Origin of the sequence: Pseudobythopirellula maris, assembly GCF_007859945.1 — a bacterium.
Lineage (GTDB): Bacteria > Planctomycetota > Planctomycetia > Pirellulales > Lacipirellulaceae > Pseudobythopirellula > Pseudobythopirellula maris.
Genome location: NZ_SJPQ01000001.1, coordinates 1,188,727 through 1,205,495 on the forward strand (window position 1 = coordinate 1,188,727; position 16,769 = coordinate 1,205,495).

11 protein-coding genes are annotated in these 16,769 nt (G+C 67.5%); 6 read left to right on the forward strand and 5 right to left on the reverse strand.

The genetic code is table 11. The features are described 5' to 3' along the window. The first annotated feature begins 321 nt into the window (after nucleotides 1-321). The 3 genes from Mal64_RS04405 (at nucleotide 322) to Mal64_RS04415 (ending at nucleotide 5,868) form a co-directional block, all read left to right on the forward strand. Nucleotides 322-1,035, forward strand: a complete 714-nt coding sequence (locus tag Mal64_RS04405; RefSeq protein ID WP_146397430.1) for a hypothetical protein — start codon at nucleotides 322-324, stop codon at nucleotides 1,033-1,035. A gap of 336 nt (nucleotides 1,036-1,371) precedes the next feature. Beyond that, a complete protein-coding gene (locus Mal64_RS04410; protein ID WP_146397432.1) occupies nucleotides 1,372-3,978 on the forward strand; it encodes an SdrD B-like domain-containing protein in 2,607 nt (868 codons plus the stop codon). Between the two features lie 228 nt (nucleotides 3,979-4,206). Further along, nucleotides 4,207-5,868, forward strand: a complete 1,662-nt coding sequence (locus tag Mal64_RS04415; protein ID WP_146397435.1) for a lamin tail domain-containing protein — start codon at nucleotides 4,207-4,209, stop codon at nucleotides 5,866-5,868. On the opposite strand, the gene tsaE is transcribed toward Mal64_RS04415, so the two are convergent. The 5 genes from tsaE to polX form a co-directional block, all read right to left on the reverse strand. Next, the gene (gene tsaE / locus Mal64_RS04420; RefSeq protein WP_197525444.1) at nucleotides 5,816-6,274 is read right to left on the reverse strand and encodes a tRNA (adenosine(37)-N6)-threonylcarbamoyltransferase complex ATPase subunit type 1 TsaE; all 459 of its coding nucleotides are present in this window, start codon (nucleotides 6,272-6,274) and stop codon (nucleotides 5,816-5,818) included. The genes Mal64_RS04415 and tsaE overlap by 53 nt on opposite strands. A gap of 11 nt (nucleotides 6,275-6,285) precedes the next feature. Next, the gene (locus Mal64_RS04425) at nucleotides 6,286-7,215 is read right to left on the reverse strand and encodes a thiamine-phosphate kinase (protein ID WP_146397439.1); all 930 of its coding nucleotides are present in this window, start codon (nucleotides 7,213-7,215) and stop codon (nucleotides 6,286-6,288) included. Between the two features lie 207 nt (nucleotides 7,216-7,422). Next, nucleotides 7,423-8,781: a trypsin-like peptidase domain-containing protein gene (locus Mal64_RS04430; RefSeq protein WP_146397441.1), complete on the reverse strand. Its 1,359-nt coding sequence runs from the start codon at nucleotides 8,779-8,781 to the stop codon at nucleotides 7,423-7,425. Between the two features lie 246 nt (nucleotides 8,782-9,027). Beyond that, nucleotides 9,028-9,396: a hypothetical protein gene (locus tag Mal64_RS04435; protein ID WP_146397443.1), complete on the reverse strand. Its 369-nt coding sequence runs from the start codon at nucleotides 9,394-9,396 to the stop codon at nucleotides 9,028-9,030. Nucleotides 9,397-9,532: 136 nt separating this feature from the next. Then, complete coding sequence (gene polX, locus Mal64_RS04440) at nucleotides 9,533-11,296, reverse strand: DNA polymerase/3'-5' exonuclease PolX (protein WP_146397445.1); 1,764 nt, start codon at nucleotides 11,294-11,296, stop codon at nucleotides 9,533-9,535. A gap of 350 nt (nucleotides 11,297-11,646) precedes the next feature. On the opposite strand from polX, the gene Mal64_RS04445 reads away from it, so the two are divergent. The 3 genes from Mal64_RS04445 (at nucleotide 11,647) to Mal64_RS04455 (ending at nucleotide 16,758) form a co-directional block, all read left to right on the forward strand. After that, nucleotides 11,647-13,290 carry a DUF1549 domain-containing protein gene (locus Mal64_RS04445; protein ID WP_197525445.1) on the forward strand — a complete coding sequence of 548 codons (1,644 nt, stop codon included), beginning with the start codon at nucleotides 11,647-11,649 and terminating at the stop codon, nucleotides 13,288-13,290. A gap of 127 nt (nucleotides 13,291-13,417) precedes the next feature. Next, nucleotides 13,418-14,755, forward strand: a complete 1,338-nt coding sequence (locus Mal64_RS04450; RefSeq protein ID WP_146397450.1) for a DUF1501 domain-containing protein — start codon at nucleotides 13,418-13,420, stop codon at nucleotides 14,753-14,755. Between the two features lie 155 nt (nucleotides 14,756-14,910). Next, nucleotides 14,911-16,758, forward strand: coding sequence for a hypothetical protein (locus Mal64_RS04455; RefSeq protein WP_146397452.1), 1,848 nt, complete (start codon nucleotides 14,911-14,913; stop codon nucleotides 16,756-16,758). Nucleotides 16,759-16,769 lie beyond the last annotated feature (11 nt).

A 16,769-nucleotide genomic window follows, 5' to 3' on the forward strand; every position in this document is an offset into this window, starting at 1 on the left:
CCACACACGCTACGCATCCGTGCGATTCGCACTAGCCCCCCTGATTCATGCTTAACTCCGGGGCTATTCGTCGGCTGATTCGCAGGCAGGCTTCTCGCTAGAGACCGTTTGCGCGTGAAGGCCCGAACGGATTGCCAAAGGAATATCAGAAATTTGGCATTTGATTCTTGACTTACGGTTGCCCGTGAAAGGAACATGGTAGCACATTAGCTGAAGAGGGCGCCGTGCAGGAGGCGGACGCCCCTCTGCATGCGTTTGCCTGATAAAACAACTTCTGATTGACGCCACGAGTCGAGCTGACTGCCCTGGGGGGGCGAGCCCGTGCCTAACAACCAACTGAATCACCACCGACGCATACGGGGCTGGGCGCCCGGCTTCCTCCTGGCTTTCCTGACTGCGACCGTCTTCTTCGCGGCGGCGCCGGCGCAGGCGTCGATCGAGGGCCTTGGTACCGGCGCGTTCATCGAACAGAGCGGGTGGTCTGACATCTCGGTTGGATTTGTCTCAGGCGGTTACGACAGCACTTCGGGCGCCCTGACTGCGGCAGGCATGGTCCAGGCCATCGAATTTGGCATGGGTGGCGCCGCCGACTACAGCGGCATGCTCGGCGTCTTCAACATCGCCGGATTGATCGTCGATAACTCGGGCACGGTCACCACCGCTGGCTCGCTCGTTGTCTCGACGATGGGCCCCCTCAGCCCGACCGGCTCGCTGCCCGGCTTCCCGGCAGGTGTGTTGCTCAGCGCCACGGTTACTGAAGCCTTTATCGTTGCGGCCAACGAGTTGCAGCTCGGCTTCACGGTCACTGGCGGCAGCGCGGCCGAGTACTTCGGCGATCCCGGCGGCATGGGGGGCGTGAAGATCAGTCTGGTCGGCGTGTCGAGCCCGAGCTTCAGCAACTCGTTCAGCTTCTCATTGCAATCCGCCGACATCCTCGGCGCCCCGATTCCCGAGGCCAGCAGCTGGTTGGTATTCGCCGGACTTGCGCTCACTCATTGTGGATACTTCGCCAGGAAGTACCGGCGGCTGGCCTGAGGGTCGAGCGTCGCGACCGACCCGGCGTACGCCGGCGCTCGAGCGACCGCTTGATTCCGAGGCGCCGTTCAGAGCTCACGGTTCGCGACGCAGCAACACACTCGGGCCCGAACACTGTTGCCGTAAATAGGGCGACGCGACGATGGCTGCGCGCAGGGCAAGCAAACGATGCTCGCCCCGCGTGCGCCAGCTTCTCTCGCCTAGAAAACCACGCTAGCCTCGTTCAAATATTGAACGAATCGCCACGATCGGCCGCCGCATTGGGCGCCCCCCACTCACTCCACGCTTCGCAACTCCTGACGGCACACCTCTCGATCCCGCACCGGAGCTTTCGTTATGTCGCGTTTTGAGCAACGCCCCCATCGATTCGATTTTTTCAACACGGCGGCGCTCCGTAAAGCGAAGCGGGCGGGCTGCTGCAACCGCGGCCGGAGCCTCAGACACGAGAGTCTGGAAGACCGCCGCATGCTCGCACTGGTGGGCATTCAAGCCCTGCTAGACCAGCCGCTGGTGAGCTACAACAGCGACGGCCAGGTGGGCTACGACAGCGTGTCGGACGAGTTCTCGCTCAACGCTACGCCGCTGATCTTCCTCGAGTCGGCGACCGACGCCACGCCCGGCGTCTTCTTCACCGGCGACCTTGACATCAACATCGAGGTTGACGCTGCGGGATCGCTCATCGGCGGCTCGGCCGGCGACGACTTCATCCTCACCGGCGATCTCGACACGAACGGCGACTTCGTCCCCGACCTCAGCGGCGTGCTGCTCACCGGCGAGGTGAGCGAGTTCGGCTGGCAAGACCTGGGGACCAGCACCGACAACTACGACTTCCGCTTCACGGTCACCGGCGGTTTGCTTGCGCCCGGATTCTTCGCGGGCCGCGACATCGGCGTCTCGGTGGTGAGCGAGAACTCTAGCTTCACCGGCGCGTTCTCAACCGACTTCGGCGGCGACGCGAAGGGCATCCTCGGAGGCGTCCCCGAGATCCCGCCGCCGCCTCAGTTCGCCAGCCTCTCGGGGGTGAAGTACTACGACCTGACCGGCGACGGCATCACGGACGACGACACGCCGCTCGCGGGCGTGACGATCAACCTCTACGCCGACACCAACGGCGACGGGATGCTCGACGGCGGCGACGTGTTGGTCGACTCGGACGAGACCGGCGTGGACGGCGCCTACGAGTTCGAGGACCTCGACCCGGGCGACTACCTCGTCGAAGAGGTCGTGCCCGAGGGCTACGTCGCCACCTCGCCCGTGGTGCAGGCCCTCGCGCTGGCGGCCGGTGAAGACGTCACGACCGGGTACGACTTCTCGAACACCGTCCTGCTGGCCGGCCTGACGGGCGTGAAGACGGCCGAGGTCACGGTCTGCGATTGCGACGGCGTGCAGACGATCGAGACCGAAACCGTCAGCGACCTGGTGATCAATCTCTACGCCGACGCGAACGGCAACGGCTTGCTCGACGGCGCCGAGGGCGACGCCACGGTGGCCACGACGACGACCGGAGCCGACGGGTCGTACGTGTTCGACGACCTGCTGCCGGGCGATTACATCGTCGAGGAAGTCGTGCCCGAGGGCTACGTGGCGCTCACCGCCACGTCGATCGCCGTGACGCTCGCTCCCGGCGCGTTCGTCGACCAGGGCGTCGACTTCAAGAACAAGTTGGTCAAAGCGAGCGTGGGCAACTACTTCTTTGTCGACGCGAACTCCAACGGCCTGCAAGACACCGGCGACCTGGGCGTGAACGGCGTCACGGTCAATCTTCTGGACGACAGCGGCCAGGTGGTCGCCACGACCGTGACCGCCAACGACGGCGCCGGCAACGCCGGCTTCTACCTGTTCTTTGATCTGAGCGCGGGCGACTACATCGTGGAGTTCGAGGTCCCCGACCTCGTGCAGTTCACCACCAAGGACGCCGGCGGCAACAGCAACGACACGCTCGACAGCGACGCGAACTCCAACGGCCGCACCGACGTGTTCTCGCTCGCCGAGAACCAGCACCGCCGTGACATCGACGCGGGCGTGAAGCCCGAGGTTTGTGTCGAGACCAAGGTCTACAAGGTGAAGGATTACTTCACCAAGTGCCAGAAGGCGAAGGCGGGGCTGATCAAGGGCGTAACGCTAGAGTACGCCGAGGCGAGCGAGGAGCTGTTCGTCGAGGTACAGATGAAGTCGTACCGCGGCCGCTTGGCCGACGGCTTCACGATCGTGATCAACAACGGCGGAGCGGCTTACGGCGCCGACGCCGGCGAGCTGGCCATGTTCTACTTCGACGCCACGCGCGACGAACCCGTGCTCAACGTCCTGGCCTACAACGGCGAGGGGGACGCCTCGTCCTACAAAGACAGCGACGGCCGCAGCCGCTCGTACGACCCCGACCGTGTGGCGACATCGTACGACAACACGAACGGCTGGCTGAAAGAGATCGACGTCGAGAACAACGGCTCGTACCGCACTTTTTCGTTCCGCGTCGACGCCAGCGTGATCAACGACCACCTGCCGCTCAGGAACATCGACTGGCAAGGCTCGGAGATCGACCGCTACGCGAGCTTCGCGGTCGACACGTACGACGGGCTCTCCACCCGTTACGACAACGAGGGTTTCCTCACCAAGTGGTCGTACTGCACCCACGGCTGGATGGACGCCTGCAACATCCGCACGCAGAAGTGCACCGTCGAGGAGTGTGTCGCCATCGACGAGTTCTTCGACGAGTGGGGCTGGGAGACCAGCGACTACGCCGGCGACAGCGACGGCGACCCGCTCGACGACATCTTCTGGGAGGGCTCGATCGACGCCTGCCACGAGTGCGAGGACGACTGCGACAAGGGCGACCATGACAAGGACTGCAAAGACGGCAAGCACAAGCACCACAAGAAGAAATGGAGCCCCTGGAAGCAGTGGGGCCACCACGGCTGGGGCGGCGGTTGGGGCGGCAAGTGCTGAGCGATGAGCCCCCTGCAGGTGGGCTGTACGCAGCAGAGTTCCAACGGGTGTGAAGAGCAGCCGCAGTTAGCCAATTGGGTGTATCCTCCCCATTCGGTAGGTTCTGGTCCTTGCCCTGTTGAATCGGCCCCGAGCGTCAAGCAGAGTTGATCTCGCCCTCCGCTACCGGAGCGTTGGGCAAGGATGTGATCTCGGACGGATTCTGCTCGCTCTGCCGAGGCTCTTGTCATGCGGACCGACGTCCTAAGATCGGCGTGCCGCGGCGCGTTTGCGTTGCTCATCTTTTTTTTCGGCGCCGAGACGCGGGCGCAGCTGATCGTCACCGAGATCATGCAGGACCCCCACTCGGCGGACGCCACGTGGGAGTGGGTCGAGGTTTACAACCCCGGCTCAACGGCTGTCGATCTGGCCGGTTACTTGGTCGACCGCGTGGGCGACGCCCCGATCGGCGTGACCCCGGCGCCGGTGGGCATCCGCACGGCGGTGATTGTTGACGACGAGATCCTCTCCAACACGACCGTGGTGCCGGCGGGCGGCGTGGCGGTGCTCTACGACGGCCCGGCCCTGGGCTACGACGCCGGGCGTTTCCGCAACGCTTGGCCGTCGATGCCCGCAGCGGCCGCCCTGATCGGCGTCGAGTCGTGGCCCACGCTCACCAACCAACCGGCGGCGCCGGGGTTGTCGATCGGCTTCTGGGCCGACGAGGCGGCTTACCGATCGGACGTCGCCGACCTGGGCGAGCCGGCCGATCCGGACTACCGCGTTGCGGGGACCGGCGCGGCGGCGTTCGAGGTCTCGTACCGAGCCGACGGCTTCTGGCCGCTCGCCAATAACGCGGCGTCGATCGCCTACGACGGCGTCGGCTCGCCCGCCGAGGGAGCGAGTTGGACGCTGAGCGTGGCGGGCGGCGCCGGCGCAACGAGGAGCACGGCCAGCTTCTTGTCGGAGCCGATCAACGGCCCCGACCGCGGCAGCCCAGGCGTGGCCCCAGCCCACGGCCAGGCGCCACGCTCCAGTCTTCAGATCACCGAAGTGATGTACGACCCCGCGTCGAGAACGAGCGGCGAATGGGAGTGGGTCGAGGTCTACAACCCGGGCGACCCGCTCGACTTCTCTGAAGAGCCGTACTGGATCGACGACGACGATTTTGGTCCGATCCCAGGCCCGAACGTGACGGCGGGCGTTGTCGGAACGGGCGAGGTCGCCGTTCTGTATAACACCGACGACGCGACCCTCGGCCAGATGCGAGCAGCCTGGCAAACCGACGACGGCCCCGAGATCAACTTCATCCCTGTGCGCAACTGGCCCGAGTTGGCGAACGGCGGCGACCTGGTGGGGCTGTGGCGCACACCGTTGGGTTACCTCGATGGCCAGGCGGGCGGTGAGTTGCAGTACGCCACGAGCGGGGTGATCTACGACAACACGGGAGACTGGCCGAGGCCCAACGACGCCGACTCGATCGCCATCGCCGATCTGGGCGCGGACCGTTCGCTGCCGACGAGCTGGACCCGGGCGAGCGACACCAACTCCCCCGCCCCGGCGAGCTACGTAGCCGCCGAGGTGCTCGCGCCGGGGGGCTTGGCGGACAACCTCGGCATGGACGTCGGCAGCCCCGGCGTCGTGCCCGAGACGCTGCTGCAAACCCTGCCGGGCGACTACAACAACGACGGCCGCGTCGACGCGGCCGACTTTACCGTGTGGCGCGACGGCCTCGGCGTGTTCTACGACGAAGGGGGCTACGCCACGTGGGTCGAGAACTACGGAGAGTCGCTAGGCGAGGCGAACGCGGCGACGGTCCCCGAGCCCGCGACGGCGGTCCTGGCGAACCTGGCTCTCGCTACTGCTGCTGTTGCTGCTGGTCGGCGTCGAGCCGGAAACCACCGAGCGTGACCCGGCGTCGCTCTCCCTCAAGCACCTCGAATCGAACCTCCAGCGCGTCGGGCGGCAGGCACTCGGCCACGCGGTCGCCCCACTCGACGAACGTGATCCCCTCGCCATCGAAGTACTCTTCGGGACCGAGTTCGAGAAACTCGTCGGTGTCTTTCAGCCGGTAGGCGTCGAAGTGGTAGACCGGCAGCCGGCCGCCGCAGTACTCGTTCACGAGCACGAAGGTGGGGCTGGTGACCTCGCCCCGATGGCCGAGCGCCGAGGTCACCGCTCGCACCAAACGCGTTTTGCCAGCGCCGAGCGTGCCGACGAGCGACACGACCGCGCCGGGCGGCAACGCCAGAGCGAGCCGCCGGCCCAGCGTGTCGGTCTCGGCTTCGGTCATGATCTCGATTGTTTGTGCATTCATCGGCGGCTCGGTCATCGGTGCTCGTAACCCGCGGCTTCGAGGGGCGTTCGTTTCCCCTCGGCGCCTTGCAAGAAGATACCACGCTCGGCGACCACCTCGCCGATGCGTGTCAGCCCACACGCGAGCGGCGCCTCAGCAAGCATCCGCTCGGCCTCATCCGCGACGACAGCGAGCAGCAGCTCAAAATCCTCGCCGTCGCCCAGGGCGTGGTCGATCGGCGTGCGCCCCGAGCGGGCGGCCGCCTCGTGGGCGTCGTCGCTCATGGGGATCGCGGCGGCTTCAACGACGGCGCCGACCCCGCTCGCCGCCGCCAACCGCGGCAGGTCCATCGACAGGCCGTCGCTCAGATCCATGCCGGCGTGCAGGGTGTAGCTATCGGCGAGCCGGAGCGCTTCCTCGCAGCGTGGCGTGAAGTCGAGGTGCTTGCCCAGCAGGCTGCCACCCAGCGAGCCGGTCACCAGCAGCGCGTCGCCCGGCTTGGCGCCGTCGCGTCGGAGCACGCCGTGGGGCGTGGACTCGCCGAGCGCAGTAACAGCCACAACGAGCGGGCCGGCGTGGACGTTCGTGTCGCCCCCGGCGATACAGACCTCCAGGCGTTCACACAGCGGCAGCATCCCCTCGATCAGCTGCGCCGCCGTTTCACGCGGGCCTATGCCGGAGACGCCGTCGCGCGGCAGGGCGAGGCTCACCACGGCCGCCAATGGCCGGGCGGCCATCGCCGCCAGGTCGCTGAGGTTCACGGCGAGGCACTTGTGCCCGATCCGCTCGAGCGCCGTCTCAGACGCGAGGAAGTGGACGCCATCGATCAGCAGGTCGGCCGTGACGACCACCCCTTCGCCCGCCGCCAGCTCGAGCAGCGCGGCGTCGTCGCCCGGACCGATGCGCAGCCGCGGGTGCGGCGGCAGCCGCTTGGTGAGCCAGCGGACGAATTCGAGTTCCATCGGGCACGACGCGGGGAGAGGGAGAAACGGTCGAATTAGACAGTTTCTCAGCCCGAGCCCCGCCACTCAAGCCACAGGCTTCCCGCACACCAGCGCGGCAGCCGCCGAGCTACACTCGGCGGGCCTGCCCCAGGCCAGATGATCCGACCCCGCGGGGCGTCCGACGGCCATGAGCCATCGGCTACGAGGATCGACTAGCGGGCGACTTCAGCGGCTCGCTTTTCCGTTGCTGGCGGCGGCGAGGTTCATGTAGCCGAACAGCGTGTCGTCGCCGCGGAGGACGTAGAACTTCACGTTGTCCATCGTCGCGATCGTCGAGTGGTCGACGATGTAGCGGATGTCCTCGGTGCTCGAGGTCTCCCAGCGGTGCATGCCCACCAGGATGTCGCCCGAGACAATGCCCTGCTGGTCGGCCGGGCCGCCGCGGCGGACGTCGACCACCCGCATGCCGCCGCGGTAACGCGTCTTGAGGCTGGCGAAAGTGGCCGAAGGTTCGGCGTCGAGCGTCATGCCGAGCAGGCGCCAGGCGCCCTCGTCGGCTGTGGCGATCGCCCGGGCGCGGGTCCCGCGTTGCGTGATGGCCATGGTCACCTGCATCGGCTTGCCGTCGCGGAGCACCTCGACGCCGATCGGGGCGCCCGAGCGTTGACCGAGCAACGCCCGCTCGAGGTCGAGCGAGCGGTGCGTGTCGATGTCGCCGACGCGTTCGATCACGTCGCCCACCAGCAGGCCGCTCACGGCCGCCGGGCTGCCGCTCAGCACACGCCGCACCACCAGTTCGTCGGAGGCGGGGATCGAGGCGGTCTCCAGGCCGTGCCAGTGGTTCTCAAGCTTCTCGACGCTCATCAGCCGGGCGGCGATTTCGAGGGCGTCGTCCACCGGTATCGCGAAGCCGATCCCCTGGGCGCCGGCCCGCACGGCGACATTCACGCCGATCATCTTCCCCTCGATCGACAGCAGCGGCCCGCCCGAGTTGCCCGGGTTGATGCTCGCGTCGGTCTGGATCAGGTCTTTGTAGGCTTGGGTCTCGCTCACCTGCACGTCGCGGTGCAGGGCCGAGATGATGCCGCGCGTCACGGTGTGGTCGTAGCCGTAGGCGTTGCCCACGGCGATCACCGGCTCGGCGGTCATCAGGTCGCTGGAAGTGCCGATCGTGATGGTCGGCAGCGGCCGGCCGGCGTCGACCTTGATCACGGCCAGGTCGGTCGTGCGGTCGTGGGCGATCAGCCGGGCGGTGTACACCTGCCCGTCGTCCAGGCCGACACGGATCCGACGGACGCCGTCGACCACGTGGTGGTTGGTGAGGATGTAGCCGCGGGCGTCGATCACCACGCCGGTGCCCATGCCGTTGACCTGGCGGCTCGCCTCACCCGTATTGGCGACCGTCTTCTGCCCCTGGATGTTGACGACCGAGGGTCGTACCGCCTCGACCGCGCGAACGATCGGCGTGCGGCGGAGGTCGGAGACCTCGGCCGACGCGTGTTGCGGCGCAACGGCTCCGGCGGCGACGATCGCCACGAATGCCCATGCGGTGGTCGTGGAGCGGAAAGAGCGTAGGAGAGGCATGGGCGGCGGCTGGATCGAGCGGGATTCTTGGCGGTTGCCGACGCTGCCTCGCGCCGGGAGACGCCGATCCCCAGGCGGGGAGTCGGCGGCACAAGTCTCGGATCGGCCTCGCCTCACGACCCGCTCCAACCGCACAACCGGGGGCCGTCACAGACGGCCCAAACTGCCAACGAAACCGCCGAAAACACGTCGCTTGCCCCTATTGGGGCGTGCGGCGGTGACGACCCGCCAGGAGTTGAGGAGCTTTCACCACGGCTGAGGAGTGAAAACGGGCCTGGTCGGAGCCGGAAAAAACCGCCCCGGCGGGCCCGGTTCGAGCGGCACCTCGGCCTCGTACATCGACCAGCCGCCATGGCGTCCGCCGCCGCAGCCGTCGAAGAAGCCTTGCTCGCCACAAACGCCATCGTCGCCAACGGGCACGGACTCGAGCGCACAGTCGCCACACGAAGCGCGAGCGTCGCCGTCGAGCGGCCACTCACGCTCCAGGTACTCCGCCGCGTCATGGATCACCGACGGCTCGTGAGAGCCGCTGTGCGCCACCACGCAGCCGCTCGCCAACGGCGCCAGCAGCACGGCGACGGCCGCGATCCATTTTCGTGGAGCTAACGCTTGCATTGCTCGCCAATTTTGCCCGGAGGGGAACACTCTCTCAGGGGTGATCGGCGATTCGGGGGCGTTAACTTTGATGCAACCGGCAAAGTCGTCGCATATTGCCGGCTTCCGATTTCCCTCCTCAGAAGGGGAAGGGAAATTACTCACCGCGGCGGACGAGCTTGCCGAGCTGCTTCCACGTGCGCGTGTTCGCCACGTCCGACGCCGTCAGCCCAGCGCGGCGGGCCTGCTGCACGCCGTGCCTGAGTACGGCGAGGCCCTCGACGCTGTGGGCGTCGGACGAGATGACGATCGGCACGCCCTTGGTCTTGGCGGCCGCGCAGTGCACGTCGTCCAGGTCGAGCCGCGCGGGGTTGGCGTTCAGCTCCAGCAGCTTGCCGTTCTCCGCCGCCGCGGCGATCAGCTCGTCGACAGCCACGTCGTACGACTCCCGCTTGTTGATCAGCCGGCCGGTGGGGTGGGCGACGATCGACACCCACGGGTTCTCCAGGGCGCCGACGAGCCGCTTCATGATCTGCGCGCGGGGCTGCTGCTGGCCGTAGTGCAGGCTGGCCACTACCCAGTCGGCCTCGGCGAGCACGTCATCGGGCAGATCCATCCCTCCCTTTTCGAGGATGTCGCACTCGATCCCCTTGAGCACCGAGAAGCCCTTGGGCAATGTCGCGCGGAGCTCGTCGATCATCGCCCACTGTTTGCGCAACCGCTCGGCGTCGAGGCCGCCGGCCATCGACACGCGCTTCGAGTGGTCGGTGATCGCGATGTATTCGAGCCCTCGCTCGCGGGCCGCCGTGGCCATCTCTTCGAGCGTCGCCTTGCCGTCGGTCGCGGTGGTGTGCATGTGCAGGTCGCCGCGCAGATCGTCGAGCGTGACGAGCTCTGGCAGCGGGCCCGCTTCGGCCAGCTCGAACTCCCGCCGCGCCTCACGCAGCTCTGGCGGGAAGCGGGGCAGATCGAGGGCGGCGTACACGTCTTCCTCGCTGTCGCCGGCCACGCGCTCGCCCTGCTCGCCGTCATCGTCGGTCTTGAAAACGCCCCACTCGTTGATTCTCAGACCGCGCTGCTTCGCCCGGCCGCGGACCTCGACGTTGTGGTCCTTCGACCCGGTGAAGTACTGCAGAGCGGCGCCGTAAGACTCGGTCGGCACGACCCGTAGGTCGGCCTGCAAGCCGCTCGCCATGCGAACCGTCATTTTCGTCTCGCCACGGGCGACGACCGAATCGACCGATTCGAACGCCCCGAAGCGGTCCATCACCTTCTCGACAAGCGCCGCGTCGAGCTCCTCGCCGATGTCGACCAAGAAGTCGAGGTCGCCGACCGTCTCGCGGCCGCGGCGGTAGCTGCCGGCCGGGTCGATGCGCAGCACCTCGTCGAGCGTACCGAGGTGCTCCAAAACGGCGAGCACGGTCGGCTCGGCGTTCGCCCAGCGGGTCCGCTCCTGGGCGCTGGCCGCGATGGCTAGGCCGGCGAGGATCTTCTCTTCGGTCTTGGCGCCGAAACCTTTGAGGTCGCGCACCCGATTGCTTTCGCAGGCGGCGCGGAGCTCTTCGAGCGTCGCAACGCCGAGTTCCTTGTGCAAAGCGGCCGCTTTCTTCGGGCCGAGGCCCGGCACGCGCATCACGTCGAGCACCCCGGCGGGGACCTCGGCCAAGAGCTCCTCAAGCATCTCCAGCCGGCCGGTCTCAACCAGCTCGGCGATCTTGCCCGCCAAGTCTTTGCCCACGCCGTCGAGCTCGGTGAGCGCCTCGGCCCCGCGGTCGGCGACGATCGCCGCGAGCGATTCGGGTGAATCGCCCACGCGGCGGGCGCCGCCACGATAAGCCCTCACCCGGAACGGGTTGGCGTTCTGGAACTCGAGCAGGTCAGCGACCCGCTCGAAAACGGCGGCGATCTCACGGTTGTTCATGGCCGGCGATTATAAGGCATCGACAAGGCGCCACTACAGGTGGCGGCCCCCCAGGGATGGTGACCTGTAGGGAACGCCCTCTGCGGCGTTCCAGCCCCGGGTACACGGCCACGCCCGTGGCTGAAGGACAGCAGCAAAAGCTCGTTGAAAAGTGCTCGTCCGCCAGGGTTCGGACCGCCACAGAGGGCGGTCCCTACAGAGTGCCCAGTTCGGACCGCCACAGAGGGCGGTCCCTGCAGAGTGCCCAGTTGTCCACATATGTGTCTTCGGCCAATCTTGCTGGACCCCGCAACGTCAGACGGCTACCCTTAAGGTGGAACTATTCAGCAGATCCCGGGGCTTGGACGAAGATGGCCTCTGCTTTTCAGAGATGGCTGCGTCGCGCGTGGCTGCCGTTTGGCTTGAGCCTGGCGGTTTTGGTCGCGGTATTGATGTCGGGCGCCGCCCGGGCGGACGTCGATATGGGGGCCGCTGACCTCAACGACGCCCCCGACGAAGACCGTGTGATGATCGCCACGATCGACGCCTCGCTCGCCGAGCACTGGGAGCGTGAGGGCGTCGAGCAGGCGCCCCTGGCTTCGGACGGCGCGTTCTTGCGCCGTGTTTCGCTCGACCTGATCGGCGTGGCGCCGCGCGTGGCCGAGGCCCGTGCTTTCCTCGCCGACCCGTCGCCCACCAAACGTAGTGAGCTCGTCCAGCGTTTACTCGCCTCGCCTCGTCACGCCGAGCACATGGCCACGGTGTGGCGGCAGCGACTGCTGCCCGAGGACGACAGCTTTGGCGCCCGCAACAGCTCGGCCGGCGTTCAGAACTGGCTCCGTGACCGCTTCGCCCGCAACGTGCGGTACGACAACCTGGCGTACGACCTGCTGGTTTCGACCAACGGCGACCAGCTGGGGCCGGCCTATTACTTTGCCGCCCACGAGTTGAAGCCCGAGAAGCTCGCGGCCAACGCGACGCGTGAGTTCTTGGGCGTGAGCCTCGAGTGCGCCGAGTGCCACGACCACCCGTTCACCGACTGGAAGCAAGACGACTTCTGGGCGTTCGCGGCGTTCTTCGCCCGGGTGCGGACCGACGATGGCGGCATGGGCGAGGTGGCGATGCGCACCGGCAGACCGCTGCGCATCACGGACGCCGAAGTGGGCGAGCTGACGCCCCCCGACTACGAGGCGGCGGTTCCGCCGCGCTACCTCGGCGGCGGCGAGCCGGGCGACTCGCCCTACGAGTCGCGTCGCATGCAGTTGGCCCTATGGATGGCCGAGCGCGACAACCCTTACTTGGCTCGCGCCGCGGTCAATGGCCTTTGGCGGCAGCTCTTCGGCAAAGGTCTGGTCGAGGAGATCAACGCCGACGGCGCCCACCTGCCAGACGATCACGCCGCGTTGCTCGATGAACTCTCCGATTGGTTCGTCGACTCGGGCTTCGACCTGCGCAGGCTCATGGGCGTGCTGGCCCAGACCGAGGCTTACCAGCTGGCGAGCCACGGCTCGGAGGGCCAGAAAGTGGCGCCCGGGGCGGTCGGCCATTTCGCGGCCATGAGCCCCAAGACCCTCACGCCCGAGCAGCTCTACGACAGCCTGGCGCGGATCGCGCCGGCGCCCAACTACGGCAACGGCTCGATGGGGGGCGCCGTGCTGTTCGACCCGCAACGCGACGCCTTCGTCAGCAAGATGCGCTCGGCGGCCGAAGACCGCCGCGAGTTCGGCGGCAGCACGCTGCAAGCCCTTTACCTGCTCAACGGCGACACGATCGCCCGCGTCACCAACCCCGAGCTGCCCGGCGCCGTAGCGGCGCTCAAGGCGCCGTTCTACTCGAACAGGGAGCGAGTCGAATCGCTCTTCCTCGCCACGCTCTCAAGACCGCCGCTCGAAGAAGAGCGCACCGCGGCGCTCGGCTACCTCGAAAAGAACGGCCAAGGAAGCGACCTGCCAGCCGCCTTGTCAGACCTGCTATGGGCGCTGCTGAACAACGCCGAAATGGCTTTTGAACCGTGATCGAGATAGCCATGAAAAAGCACTAAAGTGCACAAGAAAAAAGAGAGCCGTTACAGCAAAATTTTCAGCGGCTTTTCGTCCCCTTTTGTGGCCATCACAATTCCTCCCTTTCTCCCGAGCGAACACCATGCCGAGCCAAGCCCGACTTTCGCGACGCGACATGATGCGTCTCAGCGGCCTGGGGCTCGTGGGGGCGAGCTGCACCGGTTGGTTCCCACAGATGGCCGCCGCCGCGGCCGCCGATCCAGGTCGCCGTCGGCAGGCGATTCTGCTCTGGATGTCGGGCGGGCCGAGCCAGATGGACACGTTCGACATGAAGCCGGGGCACGCCAACGGTGGCGAGTTCAAAGAGATCCAGACCAAGGCGCCCGGCCTCAGGTTCTGCGAACACCTGCCGCAATTGGCCGAGCAGGCCGACCGGCTCGCTGTGATTAGGTCGCTCAAAACCAAGGAAGGCGACCACGAGCGCGCCACGCACCTGGCCCGCACCGGCCAGTCGCCCGGCGGCGTGGTGCAGTACCCGTCGATCGCTTGCTCGGTGTCGAAAGAGCTCGAGGCGCCGCGCGTGGCGTTGCCGCAGTACGTGAGCGTCGGGCCGCCGCGGTTCGCGCCGGCGGCCTTCAGCCCCGGGTTCCTCGGGCCGCGGTTCGCCCCGGCGGTGGTCGGCGGCGACGCCCAACCGGCGACCGATGGCGGCGAGGGTTTCGCCGAGCTCAAGCTCGACAACCTCTCGCCCCAGCCCGGCGTCGACCCCGAGCGTCAGGCCCGGCGGATGGAGCTGTGGAACACGATGCAGCAAGGTTTCCTAGGCCGGTCGGCCGGCGGCGCCGAGCCGCAGCCCGTCCACGACGCCCACGACAGCCTCTACCGGCAGGCGATCGAGCTGATGCGCGGCGACGCCCGCACGGCGTTCGACCTGTCGCAGGAGCCGGCCAAGGTACGCGAGTCTTACGGCAAAGGCCGCTTCGGCCAGGGGTGCCTGCTCGCCCGTCGGCTGATCGAGCGCGGCGTGCCGTTCGTTGAGGTGGCGCTCGGCGCCGAGGGCCTTGGCTGGGACACGCACGACGACATCTTCAACCAAGTGAAGGGCCTGTGCGGCCAGCTCGACACGGGCTGGGGCGCCTTGATGCGTGAGCTCGGCGAGCGCGGCCTGCTAGAGACAACCACCATCCTGTGGATGGGTGAGTTCGGCCGCACGCCGACGATCAACAGCATGGGGGGCCGCGACCACTGGCCCAACGGCTGGAGCTGCGTGATGGCCGGCGGCGGTGTTGCGGGCGGCCAGGCCTTCGGCAAGACCAGCGCCGGCGGCGAGGCGATCGAGGAAGACCCGGTCGCCATCGGCGATGTGCTCGCCACCTTCTGCCAGGCGGTGGGCGTCGACCCCACGAGCGAGAACGTGGGCGTCGGCGGCCGGCCGTTCCCCATCGCCGAGGGGACGCCGATCGACCGGCTGCTCGCCTGATCGCAGGCCGAGTAGCCCCCCTTGGAGGAGGGCTAGGATGGGGGCGCCCCGGGCACCCGCTTCACTCCCATCCCAACCCTCCCCCTCGGGGAGAGGGAGTAATTAACATTCTTGCTTCTACGACGGCGCCGACTCATCCTCCCGGCGGACGACCTATGCGAATCGGCCTCTGTCTTGCCGCCTTGATGCTGGCCACCGGCTGCTCGAAACCGGCGCCGCCACCCGATCCGACCCCGCCCGCCGTGGACCAAGCTGCTGTCGACCAAGCTGCTATAGAAGAATTAGAAGAAGCCGCCGAAGACGAAGCCCCTGCGGCCGATCCGGTCCCTGAGGTTTTAGCAGCGCCCAGCGACAACGACACCGCCGCCACCCCCGAGCCGGCGACGGCCGACGGCGAGAGAACGGCCGCTGAGACCACCCCAGATCTCACATCTGAGCCCGAGCCCGCGCCCGCCAACCGGGTCGTGATCCTCACCCCCGAGGGGCCGATGCTCGTCGACGTGCGGATCACGCTCGACGGGCGGCCGCACGGCTCGGGGGTCGACCGGCTTGTGGAGTTTGTGCTCGCCGCCGCAGACATGGACGGCGATGGCTACCCCAGCTGGGAAGAGCTCGCCGTGAACGAGGCGCTGCTATCCGGTCCGATCGGCCGATCGGCCGGGGCCGCACCGAACGCCGATGACTTCGACGCCGACCGCGACGGCCGCGTCGACCGCGCCGAGGCGCGGTCCTGGCTGCGGGGCGGCGCTGGAGCGGCCGCGTTGCGTCTGACCAGCTCACGGGCCTACGCCATCGACCCCCGCCGATCGCCCGTGTGGCGTGTGCTCGACTCCGACTCGAGCGGCGCTCTCTCGGCCGCCGAGATCGAGTCCGCCCCAACGCGTCTCGCCCGCCGCGACGTGAACGACAATCTGATCATCGAACGCGACGAGCTGCTCTCGCTCGCAGACGTGATCGCCTCACGCGATCCCAACGCCGCCATGCAAGGGCCTGCCGACTACGGCGGCGACCACCACGCCGCCCTGCTGCTCGAGTCTTCGGACGACGCCCAGCGGTTCGGCTACGCCGCCACGCTGCTCTACGGCAAGGGCCGCTGGCTCACACCTTCGGGCTTCGGCCGCTTCGCCTCGCTCCACCGTGAACTGGACGCGGGGGGTGACGGGACCTTGTCGGATAGCGACTGGCGCGAGGTCACCAAGGCGCCCGCCCCCGCTTCGCTGCACATCGATTTTGGCCTAGGGGAGGGGGACGGTATTCAGCCTTTCCAGCCGCCCAGGCTCGAGCTCTTGCCTTCCGATCGGGCGCCCATCCGAGCGGAGACCATGGCCCCGAACGCCGCCCTCGTTGCGATCGGCGGCGGCGAGTTGTTCTTCGCCGCCGTGGACGAGGCGCCCCAGGGCAACGCAACAGCCGAGGCGGCTGAGCTGTTTGCCCGACTCGACAGCGACGAGAATGGCTACGTCGACGCCGAAGAGGCGTTCGCCGCGGAGCAGATCGGTGGGCTGTTCGAAGCCTACGACCAAGACGGCGATGGCCGCCTCGATTCCAAAGACATCGAGTCCTTGCTGCTCCTGGGTCGCGCGGCGTCGGCCAGCCAGGTGCGTGTCGTGGCGCACGACCGTGGCGACGCGCTGTTTGCACGCCTCGACCAAAACGGCGACGGGCGACTCGGCGAACGCGAGGTAGCCGAAACCCCCCAGCGGCTGGCCGAGATCGACACGAACGACGACGGGGGCATCTCGCTGCCCGAGTTGCCGTGGCGGATGACCTTCGCTTGCTACCGCACGGCTCGCGATCTCGGCGGCTTCGAAGAACCGGCGGTCGTTCGCTCAGCCGAGAACACGGGCGAGACCCCCGATTGGTTCGCCGGCGGCGACCTGAACGGAGACGGCGATTTAAGTCGCCAGGAGTTCTTCGGCCCGATCTCGCGTTTCGATCGCCTCGACCATAACGGCGACGGCTTCCTTGATGCGACCGAGGCTATCGAGCATTCGAGCGAATAGCGGGGGAGCAT